This is a genomic window from Aeromicrobium sp. JJY06, from assembly GCF_044069275.1.
Classification (GTDB): Bacteria; Actinomycetota; Actinomycetes; order Propionibacteriales; family Nocardioidaceae; genus Aeromicrobium; species Aeromicrobium tamlense.
Genome location: NZ_JBIMRD010000001.1, coordinates 308148 through 321610 on the forward strand (window position 1 = coordinate 308148; position 13463 = coordinate 321610).

17 protein-coding genes and 1 tRNA gene are annotated in these 13463 nt (G+C 71.6%); 11 read left to right on the top strand and 7 right to left on the bottom strand.

Features of this window, described 5'->3' with window-relative positions; all coding sequences use genetic code 11:
• The first annotated feature begins 6 nt into the window (after positions 1-6).
• The 6 genes from ACGWYL_RS01540 (at position 7) to ACGWYL_RS01565 (ending at position 4375) form a co-directional block, all read left to right on the top strand.
• Positions 7-564: a molybdenum cofactor guanylyltransferase gene (locus ACGWYL_RS01540; protein WP_395486242.1), complete on the top strand. Its 558-nt coding sequence runs from the start codon at positions 7-9 to the stop codon at positions 562-564.
• On the top strand, positions 557-799 hold the full coding sequence (locus ACGWYL_RS01545; protein ID WP_179423452.1) for a DUF6457 domain-containing protein: 243 nt from the start codon (positions 557-559) through the stop codon (positions 797-799). The genes ACGWYL_RS01540 and ACGWYL_RS01545 overlap by 8 nt, the downstream gene beginning before the upstream one ends.
• Positions 796-1926, top strand: a complete 1131-nt coding sequence (locus ACGWYL_RS01550) for a molybdopterin molybdotransferase MoeA (RefSeq protein WP_395486243.1) — start codon at positions 796-798, stop codon at positions 1924-1926. Before ACGWYL_RS01545 ends, ACGWYL_RS01550 begins: the two co-directional genes overlap by 4 nt.
• A 14-nt stretch (positions 1927-1940) precedes the next feature.
• On the top strand, positions 1941-2282 hold the full coding sequence (gene arsC / locus ACGWYL_RS01555) for an arsenate reductase (glutaredoxin) (protein WP_179423448.1): 342 nt from the start codon (positions 1941-1943) through the stop codon (positions 2280-2282).
• A gap of 163 nt (positions 2283-2445) precedes the next feature.
• On the top strand, positions 2446-3495 hold the full coding sequence (locus ACGWYL_RS01560; RefSeq protein ID WP_395486244.1) for an HpcH/HpaI aldolase/citrate lyase family protein: 1050 nt from the start codon (positions 2446-2448) through the stop codon (positions 3493-3495).
• Positions 3496-3505: 10 nt separating this feature from the next.
• Positions 3506-4375: an HpcH/HpaI aldolase/citrate lyase family protein gene (locus tag ACGWYL_RS01565; protein WP_395486245.1), complete on the top strand. Its 870-nt coding sequence runs from the start codon at positions 3506-3508 to the stop codon at positions 4373-4375.
• Positions 4376-4443: 68 nt separating this feature from the next.
• Here the strand turns inward: ACGWYL_RS01565 and ACGWYL_RS01570 are convergent, their stop codons facing one another.
• From ACGWYL_RS01570 to ACGWYL_RS01585, 4 genes are all read right to left on the bottom strand, one after another.
• Positions 4444-4707 carry a hypothetical protein gene (locus ACGWYL_RS01570; protein ID WP_179423442.1) on the bottom strand — a complete coding sequence of 88 codons (264 nt, stop codon included), beginning with the start codon at positions 4705-4707 and terminating at the stop codon, positions 4444-4446.
• A gap of 340 nt (positions 4708-5047) precedes the next feature.
• Complete coding sequence (locus tag ACGWYL_RS01575; protein WP_395486246.1) at positions 5048-6166, bottom strand: aromatic acid exporter family protein; 1119 nt, start codon at positions 6164-6166, stop codon at positions 5048-5050.
• Positions 6163-6483: a co-chaperone GroES gene (locus ACGWYL_RS01580; protein ID WP_179423438.1), complete on the bottom strand. Its 321-nt coding sequence runs from the start codon at positions 6481-6483 to the stop codon at positions 6163-6165. Before ACGWYL_RS01580 ends, ACGWYL_RS01575 begins: the two co-directional genes overlap by 4 nt.
• On the bottom strand, positions 6483-6752 hold the full coding sequence (locus tag ACGWYL_RS01585) for a DUF3618 domain-containing protein (protein WP_179423436.1): 270 nt from the start codon (positions 6750-6752) through the stop codon (positions 6483-6485). Before ACGWYL_RS01585 ends, ACGWYL_RS01580 begins: the two co-directional genes overlap by 1 nt.
• A 47-nt stretch (positions 6753-6799) precedes the next feature.
• Between ACGWYL_RS01585 and bcp the strand changes: the two genes are divergently transcribed.
• Entirely contained in the window at positions 6800-7276 is a 477-nt protein-coding gene (gene bcp / locus ACGWYL_RS01590; protein ID WP_269303185.1) for a thioredoxin-dependent thiol peroxidase, read from the top strand.
• A 35-nt stretch (positions 7277-7311) separates the two neighbouring features.
• Positions 7312-7394, top strand: a tRNA-Leu gene (locus tag ACGWYL_RS01595).
• A gap of 73 nt (positions 7395-7467) precedes the next feature.
• Here the strand turns inward: ACGWYL_RS01595 and ACGWYL_RS01600 are convergent.
• Positions 7468-7905: a nitroreductase family deazaflavin-dependent oxidoreductase gene (locus ACGWYL_RS01600; RefSeq protein WP_179423432.1), complete on the bottom strand. Its 438-nt coding sequence runs from the start codon at positions 7903-7905 to the stop codon at positions 7468-7470.
• Positions 7906-7993: 88 nt separating this feature from the next.
• On the opposite strand from ACGWYL_RS01600, the gene ACGWYL_RS01605 reads away from it, so the two are divergent.
• From ACGWYL_RS01605 to ACGWYL_RS01615, 3 genes are all read left to right on the top strand, one after another.
• The gene (locus tag ACGWYL_RS01605) at positions 7994-8422 is read left to right on the top strand and encodes a Fur family transcriptional regulator (RefSeq protein ID WP_395486247.1); all 429 of its coding nucleotides are present in this window, start codon (positions 7994-7996) and stop codon (positions 8420-8422) included.
• A gap of 20 nt (positions 8423-8442) precedes the next feature.
• Positions 8443-10650, top strand: coding sequence for a catalase/peroxidase HPI (gene katG / locus ACGWYL_RS01610; protein WP_395486248.1), 2208 nt, complete (start codon positions 8443-8445; stop codon positions 10648-10650).
• Between the two features lie 192 nt (positions 10651-10842).
• Entirely contained in the window at positions 10843-11409 is a 567-nt protein-coding gene (locus ACGWYL_RS01615) for an NYN domain-containing protein (RefSeq protein WP_269303192.1), read from the top strand.
• Here the strand turns inward: ACGWYL_RS01615 and ACGWYL_RS01620 are convergent, their stop codons facing one another.
• Together ACGWYL_RS01620 and ACGWYL_RS01625 are read right to left on the bottom strand one after the other, a co-directional pair.
• A complete protein-coding gene (locus ACGWYL_RS01620) occupies positions 11410-11802 on the bottom strand; it encodes a hypothetical protein (protein WP_179423426.1) in 393 nt (130 codons plus the stop codon).
• Between the two features lie 240 nt (positions 11803-12042).
• Positions 12043-13377 carry an FAD-binding oxidoreductase gene (locus ACGWYL_RS01625; RefSeq protein WP_395486249.1) on the bottom strand — a complete coding sequence of 445 codons (1335 nt, stop codon included), beginning with the start codon at positions 13375-13377 and terminating at the stop codon, positions 12043-12045.
• Between the last annotated feature and the right edge of the window lie 86 nt (positions 13378-13463).

Consider the following 13463-nt stretch of genomic DNA (forward strand, 5'->3'; position numbering starts at 1 on the left):
GAGGACATGGCCCCGTTCCACGCGATCGTCCTCGCGGGCGGACGGGCGAGCCGACTCGGCGGGATCGACAAGGTGATGGTCCCGGTCGGCGGACGCCCCCTCCTGGCCCACGCCGTGGCTGCGGCAGCACAGGCGGATCGGGTGGTCGTGGTCGGCCCCTGGCGCCGGCTCGACCTCGAGCGCGAGGTCGCGTGGGTGCGCGAGGACCCGCCCTTCGCCGGACCGGCGCATGCCGTGGCCACCGGGCTCGCAGCGCTTCCGCCCGACACGGACGGCGAGGTGCTCGTGCTGGCGGCCGACCTCGTCCGGCCCGACCTGCTGGTCGCCGCACTTCGCGGCGGGGAGGGCAACCGCGTCGCCGTCGACCCCGGCGGCCGCCGCCAGTGGGCCGCCTGCGTCGTGCGCGTCGGCGACCTAGCGGCGGCCGTCTCGACGGCGCCCACCGAGGGCGCGTCCCTGCGATCCTTGATCGGCCGGCTCGACCCGGTCGACGTCCCCGTCGACGCCGCGGCCGGTGCCGACGTCGACACGCCCGACGACCTGGAGGAGCACGCCGATGACTGACGAGACCCTGACCCGCTGGTGGCAGGCGCTGACCGCCGAGCTGGGCATCGACCCGCAGGCGGACCCGGAGGCGCTGCTCGACCTGGCCGGCACCGCAGCGCACTCGGTCGTGCGGCCCGCGGCGCCGCTCACGACCTTCCTCGTCGGCTACGCCGCCGGACGCGCCGATGCCGGCGCCGACAGCATGGCCGAGCTCATCGCGCGGGCCGAGCGGGCGGCCGAGGACTTCGCGTGACCGACCCGTCCTGGGAACAGGCCCGGGAGCTGGCCCGTGCGGCCGTGCGCCCGGCCGAGCCCACCGACCTCAACGTGCACGGCGCCCTCGGCACCACCACCGCCGCCGACCTGTGCGCGCTCGGACCCGTCCCCCATGCCGCGACCTCGGCGATGGACGGCTGGGCCGTGGCGGGCTCGGGTCCGTGGCGGATCGACGCGACCGACGGGCCGCTCGAGCCGGGGCACGCCCGGCCCATCGTCACCGGCGGCGTGCCGCCCGAGGGCGCCGACGCCGTGCTCCCGTCGGAGTGGGGTGAGGTCGATGGCGACCTCCTGCACGGCGATGCTCCCTCGGCCGGTCGCCACGTCCGGCCCGCGGGCGAGGAGGCGCAGGAGGGCGACGTCATCGTGGCGTCCGGCTCGGTGCTGACGCCCGCGCGGCTGGCGGTGCTGTCCGCCGCGGGGCACGACCTGGTCCGCGTGCGCCACGCGCCACTCGTCCGCCTGCTCGTCACCGGCGACGAGCTGATCGGCGCGGGTGTTCCCGCGGCCGGACAGGTCCGCGACGTCATGACCCCGATGCTGCCGCCGCTGTTGGCGGCGCTCGGCGCCAAGACCTCGCATCACGAGCGCGTCCACGACGACGTCTCCGCGCTGGTCGCCCAGGTCGGGCGCAGCGATGCCGACCTCGTGGTCAGCGCCGGTGGCACCGGACGCTCCTCCGCCGACCCGATCGAGTCCGCGTGGGACCGGCTCGGCGCCGACGTGCGGTTCCGCGGTGTGGACATGCGTCCCGGTCACCCGGTCTCGCTGGCCGTCCTGCCCGACGGCCGCGCCTGGCTGGCGCTGCCGGGAAACCCGCTGGCCGCCGCGCTGACGGCGCTGTCCTTCGTGCCGGCGCTCGTCGCGGGCTTCACGGACGTACCGCTCCCCCGCCTCGAGCAGGAGGTGGCCGCCGCGGCGTTCGAAGGCCGGGCCGGCACCACGCTCGTGCCCGCCGTGCGCACGTCCGACGGCCTCGTCCCGGCGGGAGCGAGCCGCCCTCACATGCTGCGCGGCCTCGCCGACGCCGACGCCGTGGCCGTGGTCCCGAGCCCGGGGCTCGCGGCTGGAGAGCGCGTCCCTGTGCTGGCCCGCGTCTGGTGAGTACCGTCGGAGACGTGGACGCGACCATCTATCACCATCCCCGCTGCACGACCTCGCGCAAGACGCTGGACCGGCTCCGCGAGACCGGCGTCGAGCCGACGATCGTGAAGTACGCCGACGAGGGCTGGACCGAGCAGCAGCTGCGCGACCTCTTCGCCGCGGCCGGGCTCACCCCCGCCCAGGCCGCTCGGAAGCGCGAGCCGCTCTACCGCGAGCTGGGCCTCGCCGACGCGACCGACGACCAGATTCTGGCCGCGATGGTCGAGCACCCGATCCTCGTCGAGCGACCCTTCGTCGTGACCGAGAAGGGCGCGCGACTGGCACGGCCGATCGAGTCGGTCGACGAGATCCTCTGAGTCCCCAGATTTGCTCCTCAATCCACCTTTCAGGACCTCTCAAAGGTGGATCAAGGAGCAAATCTCGGGCTGGCGGAGGGCCGTGAGCCCGGACCCGTCGCGCCCGTCCGGGCGCGGCGCGCCATACTGGCCCCGACCCTGACTCCCACGGAAGAGAGTTCCCGTGCGCAATCCTCGTGCCTTCCTGCGTCCGCTGGCCGTCGGCGCCCCGAAGCCCAGCTCCGACGTCCCGTTCCGCCCGAGCCGGATGATCCACTTCTTCGACCCGAGCAACGAGAAGATGGCCGCGAAGGTGCCGGACATCGCGAAGAAGGTCGACATCATCCTCGGCAACCTCGAGGACGCGGTGAAGACCGAGAAGAAGGAGGCCGCACGCCAGGGCCTGGTCGACATCGCGAAGGCCACCGACTTCGGCGACACGCAGCTGTGGACCCGCGTCAACAGCCTCGACTCCCCGTGGGTGCTCGACGACCTCATCACGCTGGTCACCGAGATCGGCGACAAGCTCGACGTCATCATGGTGCCGAAGGTCGAGGGCGCCCAGGACATCCACTACGTCGACCGCCTGCTGGCCCAGCTCGAGGCCCGCGCCAGCCTCGACCGCCAGATCCTCGTGCACGCGATCCTTGAGACCGCCGAGGGCGTCGCCAACGTCGAGGAGATCGCCGCGGCCAGCCCGCGCATGCAGGGCATCAGTCTCGGCCCGGCCGACCTCGCCGCGAGCCGCCGCATGAAGACCACCCGCGTGGGCGGCGGCCACCCCGGCTACATCGTGCGCCAGGACCCGACCGGCGAGGACCTCACCGTCGGCCGCACCACGTACCAGCAGGACCTGTGGCACTACACGATCGCGCGCATGGTGGACGCCTGCGCGATGAACGACATCCTCCCGTTCTACGGCCCCTTCGGTGACATCAAGGACGTCGTCGCGTGCGAGGACCAGTTCCGCAACGCGTTCCTGCTCGGCTGCGTCGGCGCATGGAGCCTGCACCCGGTGCAGATCGACATCGCCAAGAAGGTCTTCTCCCCCAGCCCCGAGGACGTCGCGCACGCGAAGCGCGTCGTCGAGGCGATGGGCGACGGCTCGGGCGCCGTCATGATCGACGGCAAGATGGAGGACGACGCCTCCTGCAAGCAGTGCCTCGTCATGCTCGACCTGGCCAAGTCCCTCGCCGAGCGCGACCCCGAGCTGGCCGCGGCCTACGACCTCTGAGGAGCCTGACATGACCGAGATCCGTCCCCGCCGCTCCGTCCTCTACATGCCGGGCGCCAACGAGCGCGCGCTGGAGAAGGCCAAGTCGATCGACGCCGACGCGCTGATCCTCGACCTCGAGGACTCCGTCTCCCCCGACGCCAAGGAGACCGGTCGCGCCAACGTGTGCGCCGCGGTCACCTCGGGCGAGTACGGCCACCGCGAGCTGGCCATCCGCGTCAACTCGATCGGCACGCAGTGGCACGACGACGACGTCGCCGCGGCCGCGAAGGCCGGCCCCGACGCGATCCTCGTTCCCAAGGTGGAGTCCGCCCAGCAGGTGCGCGACCTGGTCACCGCCCTCGAGGCCGCGGGCGCCCCGGAGCACACGCAGCTGTGGGCCATGATCGAGACGCCTACCGCCCTGCTGCACGCCGAGGAGATCGCCGCGGCGCACGAGCGCCTCACGGTGATCGTCCTGGGCACCAACGACATCGTGAACGAGACCTACGGACTGCACGTCCCGGGCCGCAACCCGCTCGTGCTCACGGCCCTGTCCTGGACCCTGCTGGCCGTCCGCGCCGCCGGCAAGGTCGTCATCGACGGCGTCTACAACGACGTCAAGGACGACGAGGGCTTCGCGGCCGAGGCCCGCCAGGGTCGCGAGATGGGCTTCGACGGCAAGACCCTGATCCACCCCTCGCAGGTCGAGCCGGCCAACGCGGCGTTCGCGCCCAGCGAGGCCGACGTCGAGCGCGCCCAGGGCATGATCGCGGCGTTCGACGAGGCGATGGCCGAGAAGAAGGGCGTCGCCACGTACAACGGCAAGATGATCGAGGAGCTGCACATCCGCGACGCGAAGCGGATCCTCGCCTACGCCGAGGCGCTGCAGGGCCGCTGACGCCGCAGGAACGCGAACGAGGCGCGTACCGGGACGAGAGTCCGGGTACGCGCCTCGTGGCGTGTCAGTCAGCGGTTGGCGCGAACGCCCCACACCTGGCTGTAGACGGAACGGGTCTGGCGCTGCGCGCGTCGACGGTGCTTCACCCGCTCCAGGACCACGACGCGATCGAGATCGGGGCGCGGTCGCGGCTTGATCTTCAGGTCGAACAACGACATGGAGGTCACCTCCTCTCCCGTGGTCGCCTCCGCGTGGACGGTCCCGGAGTTCGGGACGGGTGTCGGGGCAGTGGTGGTGTTCGCGGGCATGAGGTGGGTGAGAGTCGTGGTCATGACGCGCCTCCTTTCTGATTCGTGTGGGTGGTGGGCAAAAGAAGAGCCGCTCCGGACGAGCGTCCGAAGCGGCTGGTGATACGTGTCGACAGAAGGAAGTCGACTAGGTCAGCAACACGACGGAGGAGCGCCCGGCGGCGTTCGTGAACACGAGGAACGGGGTCATCGGTGCTCACCTCCTGCGTCTGTGTGACGTGTCACTCCGGTCGGAGCGACCTGTCGAAACTAGTGGATCAATCCTCGTCTGTCGAGGGTTCCGGCGGCGTTTCCTCGGATTCGTCGTCATGGACGAGCTCGGCGAGGCGCCGGCGCAGCTCGGCGAGCAGGTGACGCGGCTCCATCAGTCCACGTCCAGGAGGTCGTCGAGGGCCGTGCGCGGCACTCCCCCGGCCATCAGCAGGTCGGCCGCGAGCGACCGCACCTGGGCCGCGATCGAGGCGGTGTTCACGGTGAGCCGTTCGGCCATGGCGTGCATCGCCAGGTCGGAGGCCTCGACGAGTCGCTCGTTCGCCCGCTCGAGGTCGACCGAGGAGGCGTACTCGTCGGCGTAGATGCGCACCGCCTCCACGAGCGTCTCGACGGAGCGGGCCAGCCCGTCGGGGGCACGCTCACCGTGCCGGAGCATCGAGGCGACGCGTCGCGCCAGCACGCGGGCGTCGCGCAGCGCGTTGTCGAGGTCGTTGACGCTGCCGGCGTAGCGCTCCACGTCGGCCCGCTCCTTCCAGCGCAACGGAGCGAGTCGCACGATCTCGCTGACGTTCGCGGCGGTGGCGTGCAGCGACTCGATGACCGGCTGTGCGTCGCGCGCCTCGGCGAGCGCGGCGTCGGCCAGCTGCGCGTCGTGGCCACGCATCGCCGCGGCGATCCGCTCGAGCACGCCGGTGAGTCCGGCGAGCAGCTCCTGCAGACCCTCGTCGATGTCGCGGCGCGTGTTGCGCGGCAGCACGAGCAGCATCGCGAAGCCGCACAGGCCGCCGATCAGGGCGTCGACGAAGCGACTGACCGCAGGGTTGGCCGCGCCCGCGAGCGGCACGATCGCCGCCAGCAGCACGCCCGAGTTGATGGCCTGCGTGAGCGCCATGCCCCGCAGGTTGAACAGCATCGCCACCACGGCCGTGAGGGAGGCGACCAGCGCCATCTGCCAAGCTCCACGGCCGATGGCCAGGATCAGCATCTCGCCCACGAGCACGCCGAAGGCCACGCCCAGCACGAGCTCGAACACGACGCGCTGGCGCCGTCCGGCGCCGCCCATGAGCGTGATGACCGCCGCGATCGGCGCGAAGAACGCCTGGCTGTGGCCCAGGACGTACGTGGCGATGGCGAATGCGGCACCGGTGGACAGAGCGATCCGCAGCAGCATGCGCCAGCTGCGACGCACCCGGGTGAGCCGGTCCTGCAGCGTGACCTCGAGGCGGGGCAGGCGCAACCGGCGGAACGGGAGCCGGTCGCGATCGCTCACAGGTACAGGCCGGTCTGGCCCTCGTCGATCCGCTCGGAGGCCACCGCGTGCAGGTCGCGCTCCCGGAGCAGGATGAAGCTCTCGCCGCGCACCTCCACCTCGGCGCGGTCGTCGGGGTCGAACAGGACCCGGTCGCCGACCTCGACCGTCCGGACCTGCGAGCCGACGGCCTCGACCCGTGCCCAGCCCAGCCGGCGGCCCATGGCCGCGGTGGCGGGGATGACGATGCCGCCGGACGACCGGCGGTCGCCGGCCTCCTTGTCGAGCGAGACCAGGAGCCGGTCGTGCAGCATCCGGATCGGGAGCTTGGCGTCCATCACTTCAGGAGTCGGCGCAGCACCGCGAAGCCGGCGATCGTGGCGACCGTGCCGGTGACGACCGGGACGATGTGCTCGAATCGCGGACCGGTCTCCTCGTCGACGAAGTAGTCCTTGATCCGCTGCACCTGGCGCTTGGCGATGTTGCCGGGCTTCACGCGATCGACGAGCTCGTCGATGTTGCCGCTGAGCCGCGTCAGCAGCACCTCGAGCTCGTCGACGATCTCGTCGGGGGACGCCTGGGCGGGGTCCGCATTTCCTCGTGCCACGGGAGTCCTCTCGGTTCGGTGCGGGGTGCCTTGTCAGGATAGTGCCCATGACGACCCGCTTGCAGCCCGGCGATCCGGCCCCCGACTTCACCCTCCCGACCGACGACGGGAAGACCGTCACGCTCTCGGACCTGCGCGGCCGCCGCGTGATCGTCTACTTCTACCCCGCCGCGATGACACCGGGCTGCACGAAGCAGGCCTGCGACTTCAGCGACTCGATCGACCGGCTGCAGGCCGAGGGCTACGACGTGCTGGGCATCAGCCCCGACCAGCCCGAGAAGCTCGCGAAGTTCCGCGAGCGCGACGGCCTGTCGATCACGCTGCTGTCCGATCCGGACAAGCAGGTCCTCGGTGCGTACGGCGCGTTCGGCGAGAAGAAGCTCTACGGCAAGGTCGTCGAGGGCGTCATCCGCTCGACCTTCGTCATCGACGACGAGGGCAAGGTCGAGCTCGCGCAGTACAACGTGAAGGCCACGGGTCACGTCGCGAAGCTGCGACGCGATCTCGGCCTCGACGCGGCCTGACGGTCGCGGTCACGCGGCCCTACGCTGGGGCCGTTGCCGGTGTGGCGGAACGGTAGACGCGCCAGGTTTAGGTCCTGGTGTCCTCACGGGCGTGCAGGTTCGATTCCTGTCACCGGCACCCGATCAGATGCGCTCCAGCGCGCTCAGCTGATCGGTTCGAGCACGACTCAGCTCATCGGTTCGAGCACGACTCAGCTCATCGGTTCGAGCACGAACACGGGAATCTTCCGGTCGGTCTTCTTCTGGTAGTTGGCGTAGTCGGGCCACACGGCCACCGAGCGCTCCCACCAGGTCTCGTACTCCTCACCCTCGAGCTCGCGGGCGCGGTAGTCGCGCTTGTCGGCCCCGTCCTGCAGCTCGACGTGCGAGTTCGCCTTGAGGTTCCAGTACCAGTTGGGCTGCGACGGGTGCCCGCCCTTCGAGGCGACGACGGCGTACTCGCCCTCGTGCTCGACGCGCATGAGCGCGGTCTTGCGCAGCTTGCCCGACTTCGCACCCACGCTGGTGAGGACGATGATCGGCACCCCCTGCAGCAGATTGGCCTCACGCCCGTCCGTGGCCTCGTAGGTCTCGGCCTGCGTGCGGGCCCACTCGGACGTGCTCGGTTCGTACTCTCCGGTCAGCGGCATGGCCCCAGTCTGCCGCGCCACACCTCGCGACGCGACACACCCGCGACCTTTTCTTGATCGATTCAAGAAAAGCCCCTAGGGTGGAGCCATGACCTCCTCCCCCGCCATCGAGCAGTCGCTCCGCGACGCCGGGCTGAGGGTCACGCGCCAGCGCGCGGCCGTCATGGACGCCGTCGCCGCCAACCCCCACGCCGAGACCTCGACGATCATCGACCACGCCCGGTCGACGCTCCCCGAGATCTCGCACCAGGCCGTCTACGACGCCCTGCACGCCCTCACCGACGCGGGCCTCGTCCGCTGCATCGAGCCAGCCGGCTCGGTGGCGCGCTACGAGTCGCGCACGGACGACAACCACCACCACCTCGTGTGCCGGTCCTGCGGCCGCATCGTCGACATCGACTGCACCATCGGCGCCGCGCCCTGCCTCACGCCCGCCGAGGACCACGGCTTCGTCATCGACGAGGCCGAGGTCGTCTTCTGGGGCCTGTGCCCCTCCTGCTCTGCCCAGAACGCCTGACGAATCCCGAAAGGACCAGCATGTCTGACAAGAACCACGACGACGCGATCCTCGCCGAGGTCAACGACCCGGACGAGGCGAAGGGCAAGTGCCCCGTCGTGCACAACCAGCTGCCGAAGCCGGTGGCCGGTGACGCGAACCGCAAGTGGTGGCCCGAGCGCCTCAACCTCGGCATCCTGGCCAAGAACGCGCCAGTCCGGAACCCGATGGACGACGACTTCGACTACCGCGCGGAGTTCAGCTCGCTCGACCTCGCCGCGGTCAAGGCCGACATCGCGGCCGTCCTGACCGACTCCAAGGACTGGTGGCCCGCCGACTTCGGCAACTACGGCCCGCTCATGATCCGCATGGCGTGGCACAGCGCCGGCACCTACCGCGTGACCGACGGTCGCGGCGGCGCGGGCGCCGGCCAGCAGCGCTTCGCTCCCCTGAACTCGTGGCCGGACAACGTCAACCTCGACAAGGCCCGCCGGCTGCTGTGGCCCGTCAAGCAGAAGTACGGCCAGAAGATCAGCTGGGCCGACCTGATGATCCTCGCCGGCAACGTCTCGCTGGAGACCATGGGCTTCCCGACCTACGGCTTCGCCGGTGGCCGCGAGGACGTGTGGGAGGCCGACGCCGACGTGTACTGGGGCGCCGAGACCGAGTGGCTGGGCGACGAGCACCGCTACTCCGGCGACCGTGAGCTCGAGGCTCCCCTCGCCGCCGTGCAGATGGGCCTGATCTACGTCAACCCCGAGGGTCCCGGCGGTCACCCCGACCCGCTGGCCTCCGCCCGCGACATCCGCGAGACGTTCGGCCGCATGGCCATGAACGACGAGGAGACCGTCGCGCTCATCGCCGGTGGCCACACCTTCGGCAAGACGCACGGTGCGGCCGACGCCGACAACCTCGAGCCCGAGCCCGAGGGCGCTCCCATCGAGCAGCTCGGCCTGGGCTGGAAGAACAACCACGGCACCGGCCACGGCGCCGACACCATCACGTCGGGCCTCGAGGTCACCTGGACCTACCACCCGACGCGCTGGGACAACGAGTTCTTCCACATCCTGTTCGCGTACGAGTGGGAGCTGTTCACCTCGCCCGCCGGCGCGCACCAGTGGCGTCCGGTCAACGGCGGCGGCGCGGACATGGTCCCCGAGGCCCACGGCTCCGGAGCCCGCGAGCCGCGCATGCTCACGTCGGACATCGCGCTGCGCGAGGATCCCGCCTACCGCGAGATCTCGCTGCGCTTCAAGAACGACCCGCAGGCGTTCACCGACGCGTTCGCCCGTGCCTGGTTCAAGCTGACGCACCGCGACATGGGCCCGAAGGCGCGCTACCTCGGCGCCGAGGTCCCGCAGGAGGACCTGCTCTGGCAGGACCCGCTGCCGGCGTGGGAGGGCGAGGTCATCGGCGACGCCGACGTCACCGCGCTCAAGGCGAAGGTCCTCGAGACCGGCCTGACCGTCTCCGAGCTCGTCTCCACGGCGTGGGCCGCTGCGTCGTCCTTCCGCGGCAGCGACAAGCGCGGCGGCCTGAACGGCGCCCGCATCCGTCTCGCGCCGCAGAACGGCTGGGTGGTCAACAACCCCGCGCAGCTGGCGAAGGTCCTCAATGTCCTGCAGGGCGTCGCGGACGCCTACGACAAGGCGGTCTCGCTGGCCGACGTCATCGCGATCGCCGGTGCGGCCGCGGTGGAGAAGGCCGCGCGTGACGGTGGCGTCGAGATCACGGTTCCCGTCACGGTGGGCCGCGTCGACGCCAGCCTCGAGGAGACGGACGTCGAGTCGTTCGGCCACCTCGAGCCGCGCCACGACGGCTTCCGCAACTACGAGGGCAAGGGCGGCATGCCGGCCGAGTACGAGCTCATCGACCGCGCCAACCTGCTCACGCTGACCGCTCCGGAGACGACCGTCCTCGTCGGCGGCCTGCGCGTGCTGGGCGCCAACTACGACGGCTCCGATCTGGGCGTCCTCACCGATCGCGTCGGCACGCTGACGAACGACTTCTTCGTCAACCTGCTCGACATCGACACGCAGTGGACCGCCACGGACCCGTCGAGCACGCGCTTCGCGTCGAAGGACGGCCGCTGGACCGGCACCCGCGCCGACCTGGCGTTCGGCTCGAACTCCGAGCTGCGCGCGCTGGCCGAGGTCTACGGCAGCTCCGACGCGCAGGAGAAGTTCGTCCGGGACTTCGTCGCCGCGTGGACGAAGGTCATGGACCTCGACCGGTTCGACCTGGTCTGATCCACCTCCGCACGACGCCCCCGGGACCTCGGTCCCGGGGGCGTCGTCGTGTCCGCGGCCTCCGACGCTCGCCGCCCCTCTCCACTTCTGGAACGGGTTGCACGTTCCCCGCGATCGAAAGCGTTCATCCCGTTCCAGAAGTGGGGGGCCGCGCGCAGGACCGACCGCCCGCGGCCGCGTAGGGTTCGGAGCGTGAACAGCGACTCGGGCTCCCAGACCTACCTGCTGGTGGACGGCGAGAACATCGACGCCACCCTCGGCATGTCGATCCTCGGCCGCCGTCCCCAACCGCAGGAGCGCCCGCGGTGGGACCGGCTGCTCCGGTTCGCCGAGGACCTCTGGAGCCAGCCCGTCCAGGGCCTGTTCTTCCTCGCGGTCGACACCGACCTGCCGATGCCGTTCGTGCAGGCGCTGACGTCGATCGGCTACCGTCCGGTGCCGCTGTCGGGCACGCCCGACCAGAAGGTCGTCGACCTGGCCATCCAGCGCACGCTGGAGGAGATCGCCCGGCGCGACGCCGACGTCATGCTCGCGAGCAACGACGGCGACTTCGTCCCGCAGGTCGAGGCGCTCGTCAGCGGCTCGCGCCGCGTGGCCGTGCTGGGCTTCGACGAATTCCGCAACTCCCGCTTCAGCGCGCTCGTGCCCCGCGGGCTGGAGTGCTACGACCTCGAGCACGACGTCGACGCGTTCACCGTGGCACTGCCGCGCATCAAGGTCATCCCGATCGACGAGTTCGACCCGCGCGACTTCCTCTGATCACGCGGCGCGCGCGGCCTCCAGCCGGGGTCCTCGGCGCAGCTGCTCCCAGCCGGGACGACCGAGCAGGTCGATCTCCACGTCCCACGTGGTGAGGTGGTGACGCTCGTCGCCGGCGTGGAAGTCGGCTCCGACGAGCAGCGACTCGGAGGCCTCGCCGCCCGCGACGACCACCCACTGGGCGCGTCCCGGGACGGTGAGCACGGCGTCGTGCAGCTGGAGCCGGACGCAGCGCCCGGCCTCACCCGTGCGGGCGTCGACGAGCTCGGCCCTGCGGCTGGTGCCGACGGGCTGCGAGACCGCACACACGACGTAGACGGTCCCCTCGTCGTCGGGCGCGATCAGGTCGCCGGCTCGCAGCTGCGAGACGGGCCTCGCAATCGGCTCGGTCATGACGGTCACCTCCAGGCGTGTGCTCGTGGGCTCGAGCTCCCAGTCAGCCACGCGCCTCGGACACTTTCCAGCCGTCTCACCATGCGGCCGTTCGCGTGACAGCCGCAGCCGAACAGCCGTGCCCCCCCCCCCCCCCCCGGCACGCCAGATGTGTAGCGGCATCCACCGTTTTCCCGCGGATCCGCTGCGAAAAGGGTGGGCAGCGCTACACATCTCGCGCGCCGGAGGCGTGCACGAGGGTCAGAAGGCCTTGCCCGGGTTGAGCAGGCCCAAGGGGTCGAGGGCGTGCTTGATCGCGCGGTGGACGTCGAGACCCGTCTCGCCGAGCTCGCGGCGGGCGTGCTCGCGCTTGAGCAGGCCCACGCCGTGCTCGCCGGTGAGCGTGCCGCCGAGCTCCAGCGCGAGGTCGAAGATGCGGTCGGCGGCCAGCTGGACGTCCTCGGGCACCTCGTCGCCGAGTCTCGGGTCCCACGAGACGATCGGGTGCAGGTTCCCGTCGCCGGCGTGGGCGAACGTGTGCACGGTGACGCCGGTCTCCGCGCTGATCGCCTCGATGCCGCGCACGGCCTCCGCGAGCCTGGAGCGCGGCACGCAGACGTCCTCGATCAGGGCGCGGCCGAAGCGCTCGATCGAGGGCAGCGCCAGCCGCCGTGCCGCGAGCAGCTCGTCCGCGCGAGCGGCGTCCTCGGTGTGCTCGATCCACGTGGCGGTCGCTCCGAGCACCGCGGCGACGGCCGAGGCCTGGGAAGCCGCATCGGGGCCGTCCGTGCGGGCGAGCACGAGCGCTCCCCCGCGCGCGCTCAGGGAGGTGCCCTGCGCCGCGTCGATCGTCGCCAGGGTGCAGGCGTCGAGCAGCTCGAGCACCGAGGGCACGAGTCGGGCCGCGGCCAGGGCCGAGGTCGCCGCAGCCGCGGACTCCACGTCGGCGAAGCTGGCCGCCACCGTGGCCTCCGCGACCGGCACGGGACGCAGCCGCAGCGTGGCGCCGACGATGACGCCGAGCGTGCCCTCGGAGCCGACGAGCAGCGAGGTCAGGTCGTAGCCCGTCACGCCCTTCAGCGTGCCGCGGCCGGTGGCGAGCCGACGTCCGTCGGCCAGCACGACCTCCAGCCCCAGCACCGCGTCGCGCGTGACCCCGTACTTCACGCAGCGCATGCCGCCCGCGTTGGTCGCGATGTTCCCGCCGATGGTCGAGAGGTGGGCGCTGGCGGGGTCGGGGGCGTAGAACAGGCCGTGCTCGCGCGCGGCGGCGTCGAGGTCGGCGGTGATCACGCCCGGCTCCACCACGGCGATCTCGTCCACCGGGTCCAGCGAGACGATCCGGTCCAGGCCCGCGACGTCGAGGACCACGGCGCCCTGCGTCGCGACCGCTCCCCCGGCGAGGCCGGAGCCGCCGCCCCGGGTCACCACCGGCGTCCGCGTGGACGTGGCCCAGCGCAGCACCTCCACGACGTGGTCGACGTCGACGGCGCGCACGACCGCGAGGGGCTCGGCCCCCGGACGTCCGCTGCGGTCGGAGGTCGCGGCCGCGAGGGCCGCAGGGTCGGTCAGGGCACCGGGGGGAAGCGCGGTCACCACTCCACCCTCTCGTGCCCACGCCCCCGGGCGCGCGAGATGTGTGGCGGCATCCACCCTTTTTCCGGCTCGACCAGGGAAAAAGG

Coding starts and splice junctions, on each gene's coding strand:
- ACGWYL_RS01565 (WP_395486245.1), top strand. CDS start 3,506: ATGACCGAGATCCGTCCCCGCCGCTCCGTCCTCTACATGCCGGGCGCC.
- ACGWYL_RS01605 (WP_395486247.1), top strand. CDS start 7,994: ATGACCTCCTCCCCCGCCATCGAGCAGTCGCTCCGCGACGCCGGGCTG.
- bcp (WP_269303185.1), top strand. CDS start 6,800: ATGACGACCCGCTTGCAGCCCGGCGATCCGGCCCCCGACTTCACCCTC.
- ACGWYL_RS01545 (WP_179423452.1), top strand. CDS start 557: ATGACTGACGAGACCCTGACCCGCTGGTGGCAGGCGCTGACCGCCGAG.
- ACGWYL_RS01540 (WP_395486242.1), top strand. CDS start 7: ATGGCCCCGTTCCACGCGATCGTCCTCGCGGGCGGACGGGCGAGCCGA.
- katG (WP_395486248.1), top strand. CDS start 8,443: ATGTCTGACAAGAACCACGACGACGCGATCCTCGCCGAGGTCAACGAC.
- ACGWYL_RS01580 (WP_179423438.1), bottom strand. CDS start 6,483: ATGGACGCCAAGCTCCCGATCCGGATGCTGCACGACCGGCTCCTGGTC.
- ACGWYL_RS01620 (WP_179423426.1), bottom strand. CDS start 11,802: ATGACCGAGCCGATTGCGAGGCCCGTCTCGCAGCTGCGAGCCGGCGAC.
- ACGWYL_RS01570 (WP_179423442.1), bottom strand. CDS start 4,707: ATGACCACGACTCTCACCCACCTCATGCCCGCGAACACCACCACTGCC.
- ACGWYL_RS01600 (WP_179423432.1), bottom strand. CDS start 7,905: ATGCCGCTGACCGGAGAGTACGAACCGAGCACGTCCGAGTGGGCCCGC.